This window comes from Bacillus sp. RCC_6_1, assembly GCF_041360755.1.
Lineage (GTDB): Bacteria > Bacillota > Bacilli > Bacillales > Bacillaceae_G > Bacillus_A > Bacillus_A cereus.
Genome location: NZ_JBFUPV010000002.1, coordinates 680344 through 698542, shown reverse-complemented (window position 1 = coordinate 698542; position 18199 = coordinate 680344). Strand labels below are relative to the sequence as shown.

The following is an 18199-nucleotide window of genomic DNA, read 5'->3' as shown; positions in this document are numbered from 1 at the left end:
TTTTATATTTCTCTACTATCTATTCGCTTTCTTTTTTCTAAATAACATAAGTAATCCCGCTCCAACAAACGCAAGACCAGCTCCAATTGTAGAAGCAATACTTGCACCTGTTTTCGGTAAATCACGTTCATCTTTTTCAGCTTCTTTATTTTCACTTACAGTTGTTGTTGTTTCTTTTGTATTTTGATCATCTGTTGTAGTTTGTCCAGATCCAGTATTGTTTCCATCTTGTTTTGGTTCATTACCATTATTACCTTCTTCTGTTGGTGGTGTTGGGTTTTCTCCATTACCTGTTGGCGGTGTTGTTGGATTTTCTCCACCACCTGTTGGCGGTGTCGTTGGATTTCCTTCACCAGTTTCTTTATCATCATTTTTCTTCGTTATATCAATTGCATATTTCGCAAATTCATTTTCAGATGGTCCAACATATGAAATCTTTCCATCTTTCTTTATATACTTTTGTGCATTTGGTGAAGAATCAAATGTTGTATTTAATTTATCTGCAACAATCGGTTTAAATGTCCAATTTTGATCAGCTGCTGGATCAATATCTTTTATTTTTTGCATATACTTCACAATGATTTGACGTGTTTCATCTTGTGATTGGTATACAACTTCCCCTTTACTTACACCTGGGAACGTTTGGCTACTTCCACGATAGTTATTTGTAGCGACGATGAACTCTTGCTTGTCAGCTACTAGCTTACCTTCATATGTCATATTTACAATACGATTAGCATTTGCATTTACAACTTTTCCATCTTTATCGTATTTCGCCGGTTGTGTTACATCAATTTCGTATTTTAAGCCATCTAAAATATCGAAGTTATATGTAGGATAGCCTATATTTACTAACGGCTGTTCTTCTGTTTTCTTTGGATCAATTTGATTAAACTGACCTGCAGACATTTCAAGCCATTCTTTCACTTGTGCCCCATTTACTTTTACAGCATATAACGTATTTGGATACACGTATAAATCTGCAACGTTTTTAATCGCTAACGTTCCAGCTGGAATATCCGTATAATATGTCGCACCGTTTCGGCCACCTGCTTTAAATGGTGCTCCTGCAGATAAAACTGGAATATCTTTAATCTTTTCGTATTCTGGTTTTTTAAGTTCTTGTTCTACATACCATTTTTGCGCATTTGTCACAATTTGTACGGAAGGATCATCTTGTACTAATGAAAAATAACTATTAATTGGTGCTTTCGTTTCACCTACATGTGTATTTACATATTCGATTGTCTTTTCATGTTCATCTTTAATTTCATTAACTAATTTTTGATCAGATTCTACTAATGGATTACCTTTACTATCAGCAATCGGACGAAGTTGCGGCTTAGACTGATCTTTTTGCACTTCCCATTTTCCGTTTACCTTTTTCAATTGCATATCAATAATACCTAAGTTACTACCAAAAACACCCGGCATTACAACTGGAACACCATTAAATACATCCTTCACTTCAGTATGTGAATGTCCCATTAATACTGCATTTACGCCAGGAACCTCTGTTAAATAATACGACGCGTTTTCCATACCAACGTTGTATCCACTTTTATCAACACCGGAATGAGCTAGTGCAACGATAACATCTGCACCTTCTGCTTTCATTTTTGGTACCATTTTCTTCGCTGTTTCAACTATATCTTTCGCTTTAACTTGTCCTTCTAAATTCGCTTTATCCCAATTCATAATTTGTGGTGGAACAAATCCCATTACACCAATTTTCACTATTTGTTTTTGGCCTGCTTCATCCACTACTTCTTTCTCTAAAATATGATATGGTCTATCAAAGTAATGCTCGTCATTCTCATCATTACCATCATGGTCATCTCTGTAGACATTCGAGTTAATAACCGGAATTTTTGTTTTACTAGTCACTTTCTTTAAATAATCTAAACCGTAGTTAAATTCATGATTCCCAAGAGAGATGACGTCATACTTCATTAAATTCATTACACGATATAATGGGTGTGTATAACTAGGATCCACACGATTCTTCTGATCTTTTATTTTATTTGCTACATAATCTCCAAGCGGTGTCCCTTGTAATGCATCCCCATCATCAAATAGGACAGAGTTTTTCACTTCTTCACGTGCTTTATTAACGAGTGTTGCAGTTTGTACGAGACCTACTTTATTATCTGTTTTCGTTTGATAATAATCGTAATTCATTAAGTTAACGTGAATATCTGATGTTTCTAGAATTCGTAAGTTAACTGTACTCTCCCTAGTTTGCTCATCCGCATGAGCTGTTGCTGGCAATACTTGCGGCGCTATAACACCAATAGCAAGAGTTGCTCCAGCTAGCATTTTTTTTGACTTTTTCACAAAAAATCCCCCTTATACAATTACCAGAAATAATGAAATGAATCCCTATCTGTCTCTAACCACATACCTTTTTTCTTCTATTAGAGACACAATTTTCATTTCACCCTGCGCTAACGAGTAGTCCCCTTAAACGCCCGATTGATGAAGACTATTAATTAATAGGAAATAAAGCTCCCACTCATTAAAGTTTCACCTTATCTGACATTATCATATATAAAGTTCTTTCCTATCGTCAATATTTTTTGACAAACTTCAACAAATTTTCTGTAAAGTTATTATAAACTTTTCATAAACATATAATATGCCCTTACATTGCTAATACTGCTGAATATGATACAATTACCAATTACAAGGAGGATGAATTTATGAAAAAAGTCATCTTAACAATTGTTTGTCTCCTCCTTCTGATCATTTCTTATTCTTATTTTGAAAAGAACGACGAGACAAAACAAAATGAATCTGAAGAAAAAACAGAAAAAACATCTGCCCCAAATTGGATTGATAAGCAAACAAACGAATCTTTTTATCATCTTGTATTAGGTGATTCACTCGCTAAAGGATATGGATCGACACAAGGTGGATTTGCTGAATTAGCTTCTAAGCAAATAGAAGCACAAATTCATAAACCAATTACAGTAGAAAACCTTGGGGTAAACGGTCTTACAACAGATCGTCTCGCTAAAAAAGTTCAATCAGAAGATGTAAAGGAAAAAATTAGAGCAGCAAATATAATTACAATTAATATTGGAGGAAATAATTTATTTCGTTTAAATCGTGATGTTGGTGTTATAGATGGTATAAAAATGTTAAATAAAGAAAAAGCCCATTTTGAAGCGGATATAAAAAGTATTGTAAAGACAGTTCGAGATCAAAATCCGGACGCTTTACTCATTCTCTCAGAACTCTATAACCCGTTACAACTCGATGACTCCATCGCAAGTTATGCAGATATGTTTTTAGATGGCTGGAATGAATCTGTTTATTCCATTTCCAAAGCAAATCAACCATCTATCGTTTTACCAATTCGCAAATTAATATCGAATGATAAAAAAGAGTTATTATTTGACCAAGTACACCCAAATGATAACGGCTATGCAATTATTGCCAATACATTTACAAAGCAAGTGTTATCCTACAAATATTAAAGCGACCATAAAACAATTCTATTTTTATAACATGTCTTTTTTGTTACAATGATAGTGGAAGGGGGCCTTTATATGGAATCACGCGAGTGGGAACGTATTGTTGATCATCTTCTTTCGCTAGTGCCTCTTTTTTATCGCAAATTTATGCTTCCTGGAGAATTTTCTTCTCAAAGACATATGCCGCCATCACATACACAAGTATTACTGCTTTTGCATGAAAACGGCACATTAGCAGTTTCCGAAATCGGCAAGCGGCTAGCGATTTCACGGCCTAACATGACACCTCTATTAAACAAACTTATTCAAGAAGAACTAATAGAGCGTCATTATAGCGAAAAAGATCGACGGGTCATTTTAATTTCCCTAACAGCTGAAGGGAAATTATTAGTAAATCAGTATCAGCAATTCATTTTAGACAAACTAAAAGAAAATTTCCAAACATTATCTGAGGAAGAGCGCGAAAAGCTCATTCATTCTCTTCAAACCATTCAAAATTTAATTTTGAAAACAAACGTATAAAGCTGCTTCTAAATAGAAGCAGCTTTATGATTCGTAATAATTACCATAGTATACATTGGAATATGGCCATGTTGTTAAATATGGTTTTTTTTCCTGTGTAGGCTGTTGTGTTGGTAATTGTGGTATTTGTGATAATTGCTGTAATTGTTGTTGCCGATATAATTCGTATTGTCTACTCGTATCATAAACCGGATAATAATTTACATATGGATATACTTGAGGTACGTAATAATAATACATTATCCTCTCCTCCTTTTTCTTAAACATATTCAAAGGAGAAAATGAATGTGACATTGTTTATAATTGTACAAGTGGTTCTCTCACTCGTTTCTTCCTTTTCTTCAAACGTAACTTACGGTTCTTTTCGTATAAATAATGCACAACGAAATATGAAATGAGACCAAACACAACTCCTAAAATCGTCATTCCAATTAATACATACACTTCACTTTGTAATAAGCTCTTTAATATCGTAAAAATGTGACTTGAAAACAAGTCCGATATCGTAAATGGTTCATGATGAATTTTCTGTACATGAAATGGATAAATCATTTTTCCTAGCGCATACGCAAGCGGAAATAAAAATACTGGGAGAAACGATATTTTCCCAATAATATTGCCAATAACTGCCGCAGGAAAAGATCCCTTTGCTAACCTGACGATTGGATAAAATATTACATATACGAGCGATGCCGTATAAATGACTAACATTTCTAAGCCGAATCCTATAGCAAACCCTAACGATACTTTCTTTGCGCCTTCTGGCGATCGAAGCAACTTATAATATTGAAACTTTAATATTCTCCACATCCGCTGGAAAAACGAATATGTTTTCTTAGTTGTTTTCACCCTCATCATCTCTTTAACTATATTTTTATATGTAGTATGTCCTTACACACTCTGAAAAACAAATTTAGTTTTCTCTTTTATTATAAATGATATCGAAATGGTTAACCAAATATACATCCGACATTTTAATATAAAAAAACCTCCCTTTTAGGAAGGCTCTTCTACATTTTTAAATAAACTCACTAATAACGCTTTTTGAGCATGCAATCGATTACCAGCTTGCTCAAAGACGATAGACTGCGGTCCATCTATAATTTCTCCTGTTACTTCTTCTTCACGATGGGCAGGTAAACAGTGTAAGAAACGATATGTTTGCTTCGCATGCTTAACAAGTTCGTTATTGATTTGGTAAGGTTGAAATAAAGTATACTTCTCTTCTTCTCCCTCTTGCCCCATGCTCATCCAAACGTCAGTATAAATGAAATCTGCTTCATTCACCGCTAATTCAGGATCATGCAAAACTTCAATTTCAGCTCCTGTTTCCTTGGCAATTGCTAACGCTTTTTTTACAATCTCTTCATTCGGTTCATACCCTACAGGCGTTGCCACAGTCATATGCATTCCGACTTTTGCACTCGCTAGCAACAATGAATGACATACATTATTTCCGTCACCTACGTAAGCCAATTTTATTCCTTTAAATGTATTTGTTTCTTCGTATATCGTCATAAGGTCTGCCAATGCTTGACAAGGATGATGATCATCCGTTAAACCGTTAATAACAGGAATACTCGATTCTTTTGCAAGCTCTTCTACATCCGCGTGTGAGAATGTACGTATCATGATCCCGTCAATATACTGCGATAATACTTTCGCAGTATCTGAAACGCTTTCTCCTCTTCCCATTTGCATCTCTTTCCCACTTAAAAACATACCATGTCCCCCGAGTTGTACCATTCCTGCTTCAAAAGATACACGAGTACGAGTTGAATGCTTATCAAAAATAAGCCCTAATATTTTGCCTTGTAATAAAGGCTCTTGCTTATTCTTTTTTAAATATATAGCGAACTCAATTAAAGAAATAATTTCTTCTTTCGTTAATTCTTCTAGTGTTAAAAGATCTTTCGTATTTAATTTCGGTACTTGTACAGTTGACATGAAACTTCCCCCTTATATGATTGATACGTTTTTTGTACAAACTACTTTTTTTATTATATATACTGCCTGTTCTAACTCTTCATTCGTGACAATGAGTGGCGGTAATAGTCTTATCACATTAGGACCTGCTTGTAATACGAGAAGTCCTTCGTTTTCTAGTTGTTCTATAAAACTTGCAACTTCATGCTTACACTCAATCCCAATCATAAGCCCCTTACCACGTATATTTTGAATACATTCGACATGCTGTAATTCCTCTTGCAACTTCTCTAATACGTACTCGCCTTTTTCTTGTACTTCTTTTAAAAACGATGGTTTTTCACTTACTTGCAATACTTCTTTCGCTGCAGCCATCGCGATGTAATTCCCGCCAAAAGTTGAACCGTGTGATCCTGCAGTAAACGACGCTCCGAGCTCTTTCCGGCCAATCATCGCTCCGACAGGAATCCCATTCCCAAGCGCCTTTGCAACGGTAACGATATCAGGCTCTATTCCCACTTGTTCATAAGCGAATAGTGTTCCAGTTCTTCCTATCCCCGTTTGTACTTCGTCTATAATAAATAAGGAACCGAACTTATTACATAATGTTTCAATCTCTTTCAAAAAAGATAGATCAGCAGGTATTACTCCTCCCTCTCCTTGAACAACTTCTACCATTACCGCCGCAACTTCTTCATTCATTACTTCCTCTAATGCTTTAATATCGTTAAAAGGGATATGTAAAAAAGATGGAAGTAATGGACCAAATCCTTCTTTTACCTTATCTTGGCCCGTTGCACTCATCGTTCCAAATGTTCTACCGTGAAAAGACTGCTGGCATGTTACGACGAGAGATTTTCCAGTATGCTTACGCGCTAACTTTAAAGCCGCTTCATTTGCCTCTGCCCCACTATTACAGAAAAACACATAATCTAATTCTCTATTTTCTGTTAATAATGACGCAACTTCTTCTTGCAAGCTGTTTGTAAACAGGTTAGATATATGCCATATATCATCAAGTTGCTCTTGTACACCTTTGAGAACAGTAGGGTGACAATGTCCTAAATTACATACGCCAATTCCTGATGTGAAATCTAAATATTCCTTACCGTTATTATCAATAACTTTCGTTCCAGTTCCCTTTACAAACTCAATAGTTCTTCTGCCATACGTTTGAAAAAGATGACTCGTCATGCAATACTCACACCTTTCGTTACCGTCGTTCCAATACACTCTCCCGTAACCTCAGTAAAATCTTTTGTACCATTCACAATACTTATCTTTTGCACTCCCATTTTTAATGATGCTAGTGCCGCCTGTACTTTCGGAATCATCCCACCTGTAATAACACCTGTTTCTATAAAAGTAGCAATTTCAGATTCATCCGTTTCCTTTACCAAATTCCCTTCATGTAATATTCCATCTACATCCGTAATAAAAATAAGCTCTTTTGCCCCTAACGCAGCCGCAATCCCAGCTGCAGCATTGTCCGCATTTATGTTATAAACTTCATTACCATTTACCCCGATTGGAGCAATAACAGGAATATACTCCATATTTATTAATCCTTTTAATAAGGCTGATTCTACATAACTTACTTCCCCCACATATCCTATCTCTTCACTGACAGGTTGAACTTGAAGTAAATTGCCGTCACATCCTGAACAACCTACCGCAAGTAAATTATGCTTTTGTAAATTCATTACGAGTTTTTTATTCGTACTTCCGCATAGCACCATTTGAACAACATCCATAACTTCTTTTGGTGTTACGCGTAATCCATCTCTTTTTTCTACGTTGATGTTACAATCTTTTAATTTGGCATCAATTTCTGGCCCACCACCATGAACAATCACTACTTTATACTTCTGTTGCAATTTCTTTATACATTCAAAAAACACAGCTTTTAATTGATTCAACATACTACCGCCGCATTTCACTACAATATATTCGCTCATCTTCTCTCTCCTTATGTACGATAACAAGCGTTTATTTTCACATATTCATAGCTTAAGTCACAGCCCCAAGCTGATCCTGTCTCTTCTCCTAAGTGTAAGTACACATTAATGACTATTTCATCTTCTTGTAATCTCTCTTTCATTTCTTCTTCAGAAAATGTTTGAGGCTCACTATTTTTTAATACCAATATAGATTGAAGAGTAATGTCAATTGTATTCGGATTAATAGCTACTTCACTTTGTCCAATACCGCTAATAATTCGTCCCCAGTTTGGGTCTTCACCATGTATTGCTGTTTTCACAAGACTCGAACCGACTATTTGCTTTGCAATTTTTTTTGCCTCTTCATTCGTTTGAGCTCCTAGCACATTTACTTCTATTAACTTCGTAGCGCCTTCACCATCTTGCGCAATTTTTTTTGCTAAATCTTCACATACCTTCTGTAAAGCACATACGAAAGTTTCCCAATCTGTATGTTCCATATTTATCGGCCTTGTTTCTGATAATCCACTTGCCATAACGATGACCATATCATTCGTAGAAGTATCTCCATCTACCGTAATTTGATTAAATGTATGATTCGTAATTTGGGATAATGCCGTTTGCAATACGTCATGCTCTATATGAGCATCTGTCGTAATAAAACTAAGCATCGTTGCCATATTCGGATGAATCATCCCTGAACCTTTTGCAACACCCGCAATCGTCACTTTCTTCCCATCAATAATCATTTCATAGCAAGTTTCTTTCGTTATGAGATCCGTCGTTAAAATTGCTTCAGAAAAAGAATATGCTTCACTTTCTTCCTTCGTCGGTATAAGAGTTGCAACTCCCTTTCGGATTATATCCATCGGCAGCGGAACACCAATTACACCTGTTGAAGCTACTGCAACGTAATTTTCTTTCAATCCAAAATGTTCCGCCCCTAATGTGCGCATCTCGTATGCGTCTTGTAATCCTTTCATTCCAGTACAAGCATTTGCATTTCCACTATTAACGATAATTGCTTGTAACTTCCCTTCTGCCGTTATACTATCCTTCGTTACTTGCAAAGGGGCTGCTTGTATTTGATTCGTTGTATACACAGCGGCACATGATGCTGGTACGTCACAAACGATTGCCCCTAAATCCTTTTTCTCCTTTTTCAGACCATTTGCAGTACCAATTGCCGAAAAGCCTTTCGGCGTTACAATTGAACCATTTTCTAATTTTGTAATAGACGCTACTTTAATCATCATGTCCCCCTTATAGATAAAGCGGCATATGTTGTAAACCTGTTGTCTCTTCTAGTCCCGCTATTATGTTTGCATTTTGAATCGCTTGCCCAGCCGCGCCTTTCATCATATTGTCTATAACAGAAACGACCGTAACTCTTTCTGTTCTTTCATCGTAAGCTATGCCAATATCACAATAATTTGAGCCTCTCACTTCTTTTGGACTTGGAAATTTCCCTTGCGTACAAATTCGGATGAAAGGCGATTGTTCATACGTTTCTTCATACAATTTTTGAAGTTGCTTTATTTCCATCTTTTGTTTTACTTTTGCATAAAGTGTAATCATGATTCCTCGTGATATCGGTATTAAATGTGTGCTAAATGTAATTGGCTGTAATTCACTATTCCATTCTGTAAGCATTTGCTCAATCTCTGGAACGTGCTGATGCTGGTTTACTTTATAGATGTGTAAGTTATCGTATAGCTCAGGAAAATGAGTCATTGTTGTTGGTGTTTTACCTGCTCCTGATACCCCTGATTTCGCGTCAATAATAATCGAATCTTCTTCAATCCTGCTACTACGTACTAACGGTGCTATCGCTAGCAATGTGGCTGTAGCAAAACATCCTGGGTTTGCAATTAAATTTGCCTTTTGAATCTCAGTCCTTTTCCATTCACTTAACCCATACACTGCTTTTCTAAGAATTTCTTCTTTCGCTGCTGGCCTTTTATACCACAGTTCATATGACGAAGGATCTATCATACGAAAGTCTCCAGATAGGTCAATTACTTTTAAACCTTCTGCTAATAACTTGGGAGTTAACTCCGCCGATACTCCTGCTGGTGTTGCTAGAAATACGATTTCTGCTTCTTTCCCTATTGTCTCCACATCAATTTCTTGTAACGTATGAACGAGGACATTTCGAAGATGCGGATATACATTTGTTATACATTCACCAACTTGTGAAAAAGAATGAAGAGATGCTATAGAAAAATATGGATGTTGTTCTAATAAACGAATTAACTCAATGCCCCCATATCCAGTGGCTCCAATAATTGCGACTTTCATAAGTTCCTCCTCAAATCGATTCTTTAAATTAAGTATGATTATAATATTGTATATTTATAGAGTCAATTAAATATTTATAAATTTAACAAACTTAAAAAACTTAATTTTACTAGAAAAACAATATACACAACCGGATTTTTATACAAAAATAGTGCATGGCAGTTTTTTTATTTCACTTCAAGTACAATAAAACAATACATACGTACATACAGGCGGGAAAAAATATGAACGAAAAATTAATTGAGAAAATGATTATAAAAAGTTTTCAGCAATATCAATGCAGTCCAATATCAAAAGAAGATCAGGAAATGCTAGTGAAACATATTCAAACGGTGACTCATTCAAATATTGAAATTGATTTATACGAGGAGATTGAGGATATTGTTTATGATTATGTGACTGGAAAACAATAAAAAATAGGAGATTTCCATGTGGAAATCTCCTATTTTTTACTTAATGATTTACCTGCTACACGTTCAAATAAACCTGGAAATAAAGCATAAAGTTTCGGGCCAATTCCCATCCACTTCGGTAAGTTTACTTCACGTTTTTTCGTGTGCATCGACTTTACGATTTGTTCTGCTACGTATGTTGGTTTTAACATGTAACGTCCCATATTCTTTACATAGGTACCAGATTGATCCGCTATTTCAAAAAAGTTTGTATCTATCGGACCTGGATTAATTGCTGTAACATAAATATCTGTATTCGCTAATTCCATGCGTAAACTATTCGTAAATCCTAATACAGCATGTTTCGTTGCTGCATACGCACTTGATTTCGGAGTTGCAATTTTTCCGGCAAGGGAAGCAATATTAATAATATGTCCTTCGTTCTTGTTTACCATATAAGGTAGTACCGCTTTCGTACATGCTACTAATCCAAATACATTTACTTGGAACATATCTTTCACTTCATCCATTGACGCATCTTCAAACGTTTTAAAAATACCAAATCCCGCATTGTTTACTAATATATCAATACGTCCCACTTCTTGTAATACCTTTGAAAAAACAGACTGTACTTCCATCTCTTCACTTACATCTAATACATAATAATAGCAAGGCGTATTATAAGTTTCTTTAATTTTGTCTACTAACGCTTGTAGTTTCTCTTCTGTTCGAGCCATTAATACGGGAGTCGCTCCCTGTGCTGCAACTTGCATTGCAACTTGCTCACCAATCCCACTAGAAGCACCTGTAATGACGATTACTTTATTTTGTAAACGTCCTGTCATTGCTGTCACCTACTTTGCATAATAAATCAATTGTTGCGATGATTCATCAATCATCACTTGTTGATTATATGCTAAATAGTCCAATTGTCCAACCGTTTCTGAAATAGTAAGTGGTAATTGTTCTTTATATAATACCGGAAATAGTTTTACACATACTTCAAATGCTGTCATTGGTTTTTCCTTTAATAACTCAAGCACTTTAAAAGCACGTGTTTCTTGCTTTTGTAATCTCGTTTCAATAAGTTGTTTCACATTTAGAACATCTTCCCCATGCCCTGATAAAATGCGTGAAATATTCATTTCGCTTAAACGCTGTAATGTTTGATTATATTGTAGTAATGGGCGTGCCCGTTCTGTTTGCCCTTCATATGGTGGTTCTAGTATTGGATTCGAAGAAATATGACTGATGAGAGCATCTCCACCAATTAATATTCCATCAGATTCTCTATATAAAGAAATATGAGTAGAAGCATGACCTGGTGTTTCAAGTACTATAAATCCAGGCAAAGAATCAATACGATCTCCTTCTCTCACAGTATGCGTTAACGATCTATTACAAGAATATTTAAGTGTCCTCGTCGTCAATAACGACTCGTCTTTCAAAAATGCCGCTGGCACACCAAACTGTAAGGCCGTCTCTCTAAAAAATTCATGATACCGCTTTAAAAATTCTGGATTTTGTGTGATCCAAGGCTCATTCCAAGGATGTCCAATAATATTCGTCTTCTCAGAAAATATATTTAAAAGTCCACAATGATCTGCATGATGATGCGTAATGACTACTGTTTCAATATCTTCTATCGTATGTCCTAATGCACCTAATTGACTTTCTAACGCATTCCTTGCCTCTTCTGTATTCGTCCCTGTATCAATTAATGTTAATGTCTCCCCCTCAACTAAAAACACATTCACAGTTTCCACTGCAAATGGTACAGGAATCTCCATTCGGTGAATCGCCGTCATGCTTAGCCCCCCTGTCTCTTTCCGGTTCAAAAATGAATACTTCTTCAGTTTACAACTTCTATATATATTTGTCATTATTTTCAGATAAAAAGAGGTGTTTCCTATAAAAAAACGAATGTATGTACATTTATAAGAATTTCTAACCAAAATTAAAGGAGGAACATCATGTCTATTCAAAACATTTCCTTTCTCGGTGCAGGCTCTATTGCCGAAGCTATTATTGGTGGCTTGTTACATGCAAATGTCGTTAAAGGTGAACAAATTACTGTAAGTAATCGTTCTAACGAGACAAGATTACAAGAGCTACATAAAAAATACGGTGTCAAAGGTACTCATAATAAAAAAGAATTACTTACTGATGCAAATATTCTTTTTCTAGCAATGAAACCAAAGGATGTTGCAGAGGCGCTTACCCCTTTTAAAGAATACATAAATAATAACGTGCTTATTATTTCATTACTAGCAGGTGTTTCTACTCACTCAATTAGAAAACTACTTCAAAAAGACGTTCCAATTATTCGTGCAATGCCAAATACATCCGCAGCCATTTTAAAATCAGCTACCGCTATCTCCCCTTCAAAACATGCAACAGCGGAACATATTCACACTGCAACATCTTTATTTGAAACGATTGGTCTCGTCTCTGTTGTAGAGGAAGAAGATATGCATGCTGTCACTGCATTATCCGGAAGTGGACCTGCTTATATTTATTACGTAGTGGAAGCTATGGAAGAAGCTGCAACAAAAATTGGTTTAAAAGAAGATATTGCAAAATCACTTATTCTTCAAACGATGATTGGTGCTGCTGAAATGTTAAAAGCAAGTGACAAACACCCTTCTATTTTGCGAAAGGAAATTACTTCTCCTGGTGGAACTACTGAGGCAGGTATTGAAGTATTACAAGAACATAAATTTCAACAAGCACTTGTTTCTTGTATTACACAGGCAACGAAACGATCACATAATCTTGGAAAAACATTAGAACAACTAACAAAAGAAAAATAGAAAAAGGAGCTCAAGTTTATTTGAGCTCCTTTTTCTATAATTACACTTAGTTATTGTTCTTCCCAAAAATCTCTTCTTGCAGGCGACGACCAGTCGGCGTTGCTGCAAGTCCACCTTCTGCTGTTTCACGAAGTGCTACTGGCATCGTTTGTCCGATTCTAAACATTGCCTCAATTACTTCATCACATGGAATTGTACTCGTTACACCAGCTAATGCTAAATCTGCTGAGATCATCGCATTTGCAGCTCCTGCTGCATTACGTTTTACACAAGGTACTTCTACAAGTCCTGCAACAGGATCACACACTAAACCAAGCATGTTCTTTAATGAAATTGCCATCGCTGTAGCTGCTTGATCTTGTGTTCCACCAGCCATCTCAACTGCAGCTGCAGCCGCCATTCCACTTGCTGAACCAACTTCAGCTTGGCATCCTCCTGCCGCACCAGAAATACAAGCGTTATTCGCAACAACCATACCGAAAGCTCCTGCTGTAAATAAGAATTCAATCATTTCTTCACGTGTAGGCTGCAATTTTTCTCTTAGTGCAAATAGTACACCTGGCACTGTTCCAGCAGACCCTGCTGTTGGTGTTGCACAAATAATTCCCATCGCTGCGTTTACTTCATTTGTTGCAACAGCTTTGCTTACTGCATCCAAAATCGTATCTCCAGATAAGCCTTTTCCACTCTTCATATACGCTTGAACTTTTACAGCATCTCCACCAGTTAAACCAGTTGGTGATTTCACGCCGCGAATACCACGTTCTACTGCTTGCTCCATCACTACTAAGTTCTTTTCCATACCAGCAATTACTTCTTCACGTGAAATACTTCTTGTTTCCATTTCACATTGAATCATAATTTCTGCGATTTTTACATTTTGTTCTTTAGCTTGCGCCACTAGTTCCGCTGCGTTCCGAAACATGGTGTGTCCCCCCTGCAATTATTCCATAATAGTTACTTGACAAATATTTTGTTGCGCTTTTATTTCTTCAATTACTTCATCTGCTAATAATTCATCTGTTTCGATGACCATAAGCGCTCTTCTTCCTTTTTCTTTACGAGATACACTCATCGTACTAATGTTAATCTCATGTTTCGCAAGGATTGAAGCTACCGCTGCAATAGCACCAAAGCGATCGTTATTTACAATAAGTAGTGCTGGGCTCGTGCCTGATAATTGAAGATCGAATCCGTTTAATTCTACAACTTCAATTTTACCGCCACCAATTGAGCAAGCAACAACTTCAATTTCATCTTCACCTTTATACAAACGAATTCTCGCTGTATTTGGATGAGGTGCATTGGCATCTTCTTCAATGAATTCCACTTCAATTTCGCGCTCTTTTGCTATTTCTAGCGCCTCTGGAATACGTAAGTCATCTGTTTCAAATCCTAATATTCCACCGATTAGTGCTACATCCGTACCATGCCCTCGATACGTCTTTGCAAATGATCCATATAACGAAATGCTTACTCTTTCTGGTTCATGACGAAACAGCTGGCGAGCAACTTGCCCCATTCTTGCCGCGCCTGCTGTATGTGAACTTGATGGTCCAATCATAACTGGACCGATAATATCAAATACTGAGCGATACTTCATCATAACTCCCCCTAAACCTCTATGAAAAAAATTTATTCTACTATTCTATTAAGCTGCTACATCTGTCGCTTTTCCAGTTGTACCACGAATTTGTTCTGCTATACGAATTGGATAGTTTTTGAATAAAAGTAATCCAATATAACCTGAAATAATACCAGTTATCATAATACATAAGAATCTTAGCATTATTTTCATTTAAAAATGATACAAGATAATCCACAATAAAGTCTGGTAGCAATCCAAAGTTTAACACAGAAGCCATTGCAAGCATAGCATAAACAAGTGATATAACCATTGCTAATGCAACTAAATTTGCACCCGCTATTCCACCTAGACTACCTGCTGATGTTCTGAACTCTTTTAAAGAGTGGTATACCAATTAAATCTCCACCACCTTATTAATAAAAAGCTTCAACTAAGGAACTTGCAATAGATACACTCGCTAATCATATCGTTTAGCTAAAAAGTGAAAAAGACTTATGACAAATAATAGTAATATCTTTCCTATTATAATTCTCATGTTACTCTCTCATGATTTAGTCAACTTCACTTGTTACGATAATGACTAAAATACATGTGACTTATCATAAATTATAATCTGCCCTCATTATAGCTTGTTTTTTATAAAACGCTTACTTTTGTTGAATTTTAAAAGTTCTGAATAAAAGTCCATTTCTGCTATTTGTATCACTTGTATGTCATCTGACTTATATAACAGTTTTTCTAAATAATCATTATTTCGTATTTTTATCCTATATATTCAAACCATCCTAATTTTCTGTATCATCCAAGTATAAGTATAAAATAATAACAGTTTTATTTTTAAATTTTTTTAGACAAAAAAAAATGGTAACCCGCCGTTACCATTTTTTATAAAATTATCATTTTTCTACTGGGAATGATTTCAAATCCGTCGCTATTTCTGTATTAGAAAACAACTCTCTAGCCTCTTTCAATAATTCCTTATATGTATCTCCTTGATAGCGAGAACTAATGTGAGTTAATATTAGTCGCTTCGCATTTGCCTGAAGTGCAATGCTCGCAGCTTGCTTAGATGTAGAATGAAAATAATCATACGCTTGTTGCTCATCTTCTGCTGCGAAAGTCGCTTCATGGACAAGTACATCTGCATCTTGCGCAAGCTCCCTACTCGCTTCGCAATATCGCGTATCACCTAAGATAGTAATAATTCTTCCTTTTTGAGGTGGGCCGATAAACTCATTTCCATTTAATATCGTGCCATCCTCTAATTCAACTGCTTCACCATCTTTTAAACGTTTAAAGATTGGACCTGGTTTCACACCCATCTCAAGTAACTTATCAACTAAAAGAGCACCTTGTATATCTTTCTCTACAATACGATATCCAAAACATTCTATACCGTGTGACAATCTTTTCGTTTCTACATAAAATTCATTATCTTCAAATACGGTACCTTCTTCTGTTATCTCCACAACTTCAAGTGGATATTTCACATGTGTCGTACTTACCGATAATGCCACTTCAATAAATTGTTTAATTCCTTTCGGTCCATACACCGTTAAAGGCGTAGTTCCTCCTTGAAATGAACGGCTACCTAATAAACCAGGCAATCCAAAAATATGATCGCCATGTAAATGCGTAATAAATATTTTTTCAATGCGGCGCGGACGTACAGATGTATGTAATATTTGATGTTGCGTGGCCTCGCCACAATCAAATAACCAAGTTTGTCCTCGTTCTTCTAACAATTGTAAAGCAATTGCTGAAACGTTCCTTCCTTTTGAAGGAACACCTGCACCAGTTCCTAAAAATACAAATTCCACTTTCTTTCCTCCAGCTCTAAATATACTCTATCTCTCATCTTACGGAATGTTATTTCAAATGGCAAATTGAATTTACATAACCAATCATCTAGACAACTATATAACACGAACATTACACTTAAAAAATTTAGCTATAGTTCGTGTTTTATGGTAAAATGATTATACTACATTTTAAGGGAGCGTTTTATTATGAAAGAAGTATTTCGTTTACAAACTGATTTTTCATCTTCATTTGATCGCTGGGTAAGTTCTTTCGTGTCTGATCACCCAGCACAATTAGAATGGACAACTTTAAAGGAATTAATCCATGAATATACAACATCACATACAAATGATACGTTACCAGCATATATTTCTTCAGCTTTAACATATTACGCCCAACGTGTTTCAACTACAAACAGTTCAGAGATTGTTATTTTTGAAAACCCTACAATCTCGTAATCTATAAATAAAAAAGCACTGGTTACAGTGCTTTTTTATTTATACTTATTTAGTAAATCGTCATATTCCGTCCAAAAGTTTGTATACATCCTTTGATCAAACTCATCTAAAATTATCTTGTCACTTGATTTATTAAATAATTCTTTTGCTTGTAATGCAAAAGAAACAATTTGTCTTCTATATTCATTTTCATTCAATTCTATATGAAGCCCTTCATAGTATATAGCCTTTTGATCAGTAGAAATAACTTTGACAAAGTCCTTTAAAATCACGTTTTTACCTATATGGTTTATAGTCCAATGAATTGAAATTGGGCATCCTAACATTAGCATAGTGCCACATCCGTGCAAAATAAGCCCCTCTTCATTTTCAATATCACAAATATATTCTTTATCTAAAGTTCGTAACAAAGCTAAAGCTGATTCACTTATTCCCCATTCCTCATCCATACCTGCCTGCGTAATAATCGTTCCAGCCATATTTAAATATATTTCTCCATGAGAACATAAATCTTCCTGCTCATTAAACAACCATTTTTGATTCTCAATATTTATAATAAAATTTTGTGGTACCATTACAAATTCCCCTTTTATAAAAATATTTATTTTCCATATTATTTATAATCAATATCATGCATTTCATCCCATATATCTATTATAAATCCATTTAATATTTTAAAAACACAGATAAAAAAGATATTGACACTACGATTTTACAGTGCTAACATCAACATGTAATTGAATATGGTCTCTGTTAGGTGAGGCTCCTGTATAGAGAAACGCTGCTGCCCAAAAATGTCGAGAGACGCCAATGGGTCAACAGGAAAGGTCGGAATGAAGGCCTTTTTTAACGTAGCTGGTTTCAGTACCTATGCTATACAGTGCTAAAACTCAACGAGGGAGAGGTGCATGTATTTTGTCATACACAAAAACTGTTTTTATTTATGTCTACTAACAGTCTTTGTTGTGGACTCTTTT

The 18199-nt window shown here is 35.6% G+C and carries 20 protein-coding genes and 1 riboswitch; of the genes, 5 read left to right on the top strand and 15 right to left on the bottom strand.

Annotated elements, in window-relative coordinates; translation table 11 throughout:
* Positions 1-15: 15 nt before the first annotated feature.
* Positions 16-2337, bottom strand: coding sequence for a bifunctional 2',3'-cyclic-nucleotide 2'-phosphodiesterase/3'-nucleotidase (gene cpdB / locus AB6801_RS09785; protein WP_000748617.1), 2322 nt, complete (start codon positions 2335-2337; stop codon positions 16-18).
* Between the two features lie 365 nt (positions 2338-2702).
* Between cpdB and AB6801_RS09780 the strand changes: the two genes are divergently transcribed.
* Both AB6801_RS09780 and AB6801_RS09775 read left to right on the top strand, forming a co-directional pair.
* Positions 2703-3482 carry a GDSL-type esterase/lipase family protein gene (locus AB6801_RS09780; protein ID WP_000755850.1) on the top strand — a complete coding sequence of 260 codons (780 nt, stop codon included), beginning with the start codon at positions 2703-2705 and terminating at the stop codon, positions 3480-3482.
* A gap of 72 nt (positions 3483-3554) precedes the next feature.
* Positions 3555-4001, top strand: coding sequence for a MarR family winged helix-turn-helix transcriptional regulator (locus AB6801_RS09775; RefSeq protein ID WP_000445819.1), 447 nt, complete (start codon positions 3555-3557; stop codon positions 3999-4001).
* 24 nt (positions 4002-4025) lie between these two features.
* On the opposite strand, the gene AB6801_RS09770 is transcribed toward AB6801_RS09775, so the two are convergent.
* From AB6801_RS09770 to argC, 7 genes are all read right to left on the bottom strand, one after another.
* Complete coding sequence (locus AB6801_RS09770) at positions 4026-4241, bottom strand: hypothetical protein (RefSeq protein WP_000291957.1); 216 nt, start codon at positions 4239-4241, stop codon at positions 4026-4028.
* A gap of 57 nt (positions 4242-4298) precedes the next feature.
* A complete protein-coding gene (locus AB6801_RS09765) occupies positions 4299-4859 on the bottom strand; it encodes a DUF2062 domain-containing protein (protein ID WP_002005691.1) in 561 nt (186 codons plus the stop codon).
* 138 nt (positions 4860-4997) lie between these two features.
* A complete protein-coding gene (argF, locus tag AB6801_RS09760; protein WP_000108852.1) occupies positions 4998-5948 on the bottom strand; it encodes an ornithine carbamoyltransferase in 951 nt (316 codons plus the stop codon).
* Between the two features lie 12 nt (positions 5949-5960).
* On the bottom strand, positions 5961-7121 hold the full coding sequence (locus AB6801_RS09755) for an acetylornithine transaminase (RefSeq protein WP_000200560.1): 1161 nt from the start codon (positions 7119-7121) through the stop codon (positions 5961-5963).
* The gene (gene argB / locus AB6801_RS09750; RefSeq protein WP_098208221.1) at positions 7118-7885 is read right to left on the bottom strand and encodes an acetylglutamate kinase; all 768 of its coding nucleotides are present in this window, start codon (positions 7883-7885) and stop codon (positions 7118-7120) included. Before argB ends, AB6801_RS09755 begins: the two co-directional genes overlap by 4 nt.
* Before the next feature lie 11 nt (positions 7886-7896).
* Entirely contained in the window at positions 7897-9120 is a 1224-nt protein-coding gene (gene argJ / locus AB6801_RS09745; RefSeq protein ID WP_141524843.1) for a bifunctional glutamate N-acetyltransferase/amino-acid acetyltransferase ArgJ, read from the bottom strand.
* Positions 9121-9130: 10 nt separating this feature from the next.
* Positions 9131-10168, bottom strand: a complete 1038-nt coding sequence (gene argC / locus AB6801_RS09740; RefSeq protein ID WP_000861251.1) for an N-acetyl-gamma-glutamyl-phosphate reductase — start codon at positions 10166-10168, stop codon at positions 9131-9133.
* A gap of 224 nt (positions 10169-10392) precedes the next feature.
* Between argC and AB6801_RS09735 the strand changes: the two genes are divergently transcribed.
* Positions 10393-10581, top strand: coding sequence for a YqzH family protein (locus tag AB6801_RS09735; RefSeq protein ID WP_001003222.1), 189 nt, complete (start codon positions 10393-10395; stop codon positions 10579-10581).
* Positions 10582-10610: 29 nt separating this feature from the next.
* Here AB6801_RS09735 and AB6801_RS09730 read toward each other — a convergent pair whose 3' ends face one another.
* A complete protein-coding gene (locus AB6801_RS09730) occupies positions 10611-11405 on the bottom strand; it encodes an SDR family NAD(P)-dependent oxidoreductase (protein ID WP_000147791.1) in 795 nt (264 codons plus the stop codon).
* Between the two features lie 9 nt (positions 11406-11414).
* Positions 11415-12368, bottom strand: coding sequence for an MBL fold metallo-hydrolase (locus AB6801_RS09725; protein ID WP_000125118.1), 954 nt, complete (start codon positions 12366-12368; stop codon positions 11415-11417).
* 165 nt (positions 12369-12533) lie between these two features.
* On the opposite strand from AB6801_RS09725, the gene proI reads away from it, so the two are divergent.
* Positions 12534-13373 carry a pyrroline-5-carboxylate reductase ProI gene (gene proI / locus AB6801_RS09720; protein WP_000027252.1) on the top strand — a complete coding sequence of 280 codons (840 nt, stop codon included), beginning with the start codon at positions 12534-12536 and terminating at the stop codon, positions 13371-13373.
* Between the two features lie 46 nt (positions 13374-13419).
* Here the strand turns inward: proI and sdaAA are convergent, their stop codons facing one another.
* The 4 genes from sdaAA to rnz all read right to left on the bottom strand — a co-directional run bounded on the left by sdaAA (position 13420) and on the right by rnz (position 16781).
* A complete protein-coding gene (gene sdaAA / locus AB6801_RS09715) occupies positions 13420-14298 on the bottom strand; it encodes an L-serine ammonia-lyase, iron-sulfur-dependent, subunit alpha (protein WP_000489461.1) in 879 nt (292 codons plus the stop codon).
* A gap of 18 nt (positions 14299-14316) precedes the next feature.
* Complete coding sequence (gene sdaAB, locus AB6801_RS09710) at positions 14317-14976, bottom strand: L-serine ammonia-lyase, iron-sulfur-dependent subunit beta (RefSeq protein WP_000877445.1); 660 nt, start codon at positions 14974-14976, stop codon at positions 14317-14319.
* 40 nt (positions 14977-15016) lie between these two features.
* The gene (locus AB6801_RS09705) at positions 15017-15301 is read right to left on the bottom strand and encodes a hypothetical protein (protein WP_048567782.1); all 285 of its coding nucleotides are present in this window, start codon (positions 15299-15301) and stop codon (positions 15017-15019) included.
* A gap of 556 nt (positions 15302-15857) precedes the next feature.
* Positions 15858-16781 (bottom strand): ribonuclease Z, encoded by a 924-nt coding sequence (gene rnz, locus AB6801_RS09700; RefSeq protein ID WP_000397453.1) that lies wholly within the window; start codon positions 16779-16781, stop codon positions 15858-15860.
* A 189-nt stretch (positions 16782-16970) separates the two neighbouring features.
* On the opposite strand from rnz, the gene AB6801_RS09695 reads away from it, so the two are divergent.
* A complete protein-coding gene (locus tag AB6801_RS09695) occupies positions 16971-17222 on the top strand; it encodes a DUF3932 family protein (RefSeq protein ID WP_000665709.1) in 252 nt (83 codons plus the stop codon).
* 35 nt (positions 17223-17257) lie between these two features.
* On the opposite strand, the gene AB6801_RS09690 is transcribed toward AB6801_RS09695, so the two are convergent.
* Positions 17258-17797, bottom strand: a complete 540-nt coding sequence (locus AB6801_RS09690) for a hypothetical protein (RefSeq protein ID WP_000249056.1) — start codon at positions 17795-17797, stop codon at positions 17258-17260.
* Between the two features lie 167 nt (positions 17798-17964).
* Positions 17965-18132, top strand: a riboswitch (M-box (ykoK) riboswitch).
* Positions 18133-18199: the final 67 nt, after the last annotated feature.

What these genes read in the sequence shown, in the direction of transcription:
- AB6801_RS09780 (WP_000755850.1), top strand. Translation starts at nt 2,703, where the DNA reads ATGAAAAAAGTCATCTTAACAATTGTTTGTCTCCTCCTTCTGATCATT.
- AB6801_RS09775 (WP_000445819.1), top strand. Translation starts at nt 3,555, where the DNA reads ATGGAATCACGCGAGTGGGAACGTATTGTTGATCATCTTCTTTCGCTA.
- AB6801_RS09770 (WP_000291957.1), bottom strand. Translation starts at nt 4,241, where the DNA reads ATGTATTATTATTACGTACCTCAAGTATATCCATATGTAAATTATTAT.
- AB6801_RS09765 (WP_002005691.1), bottom strand. Translation starts at nt 4,859, where the DNA reads ATGATGAGGGTGAAAACAACTAAGAAAACATATTCGTTTTTCCAGCGG.
- argF (WP_000108852.1), bottom strand. Translation starts at nt 5,948, where the DNA reads ATGTCAACTGTACAAGTACCGAAATTAAATACGAAAGATCTTTTAACA.
- AB6801_RS09755 (WP_000200560.1), bottom strand. Translation starts at nt 7,121, where the DNA reads ATGACGAGTCATCTTTTTCAAACGTATGGCAGAAGAACTATTGAGTTT.
- argB (WP_098208221.1), bottom strand. Translation starts at nt 7,885, where the DNA reads ATGAGCGAATATATTGTAGTGAAATGCGGCGGTAGTATGTTGAATCAA.
- argJ (WP_141524843.1), bottom strand. Translation starts at nt 9,120, where the DNA reads ATGATTAAAGTAGCGTCTATTACAAAATTAGAAAATGGTTCAATTGTA.
- argC (WP_000861251.1), bottom strand. Translation starts at nt 10,168, where the DNA reads ATGAAAGTCGCAATTATTGGAGCCACTGGATATGGGGGCATTGAGTTA.
- AB6801_RS09735 (WP_001003222.1), top strand. Translation starts at nt 10,393, where the DNA reads ATGAACGAAAAATTAATTGAGAAAATGATTATAAAAAGTTTTCAGCAA.
- AB6801_RS09730 (WP_000147791.1), bottom strand. Translation starts at nt 11,405, where the DNA reads ATGACAGGACGTTTACAAAATAAAGTAATCGTCATTACAGGTGCTTCT.
- AB6801_RS09725 (WP_000125118.1), bottom strand. Translation starts at nt 12,368, where the DNA reads ATGACGGCGATTCACCGAATGGAGATTCCTGTACCATTTGCAGTGGAA.
- proI (WP_000027252.1), top strand. Translation starts at nt 12,534, where the DNA reads ATGTCTATTCAAAACATTTCCTTTCTCGGTGCAGGCTCTATTGCCGAA.
- sdaAA (WP_000489461.1), bottom strand. Translation starts at nt 14,298, where the DNA reads ATGTTTCGGAACGCAGCGGAACTAGTGGCGCAAGCTAAAGAACAAAAT.
- sdaAB (WP_000877445.1), bottom strand. Translation starts at nt 14,976, where the DNA reads ATGAAGTATCGCTCAGTATTTGATATTATCGGTCCAGTTATGATTGGA.
- AB6801_RS09695 (WP_000665709.1), top strand. Translation starts at nt 16,971, where the DNA reads ATGAAAGAAGTATTTCGTTTACAAACTGATTTTTCATCTTCATTTGAT.
- AB6801_RS09690 (WP_000249056.1), bottom strand. Translation starts at nt 17,797, where the DNA reads ATGGTACCACAAAATTTTATTATAAATATTGAGAATCAAAAATGGTTG.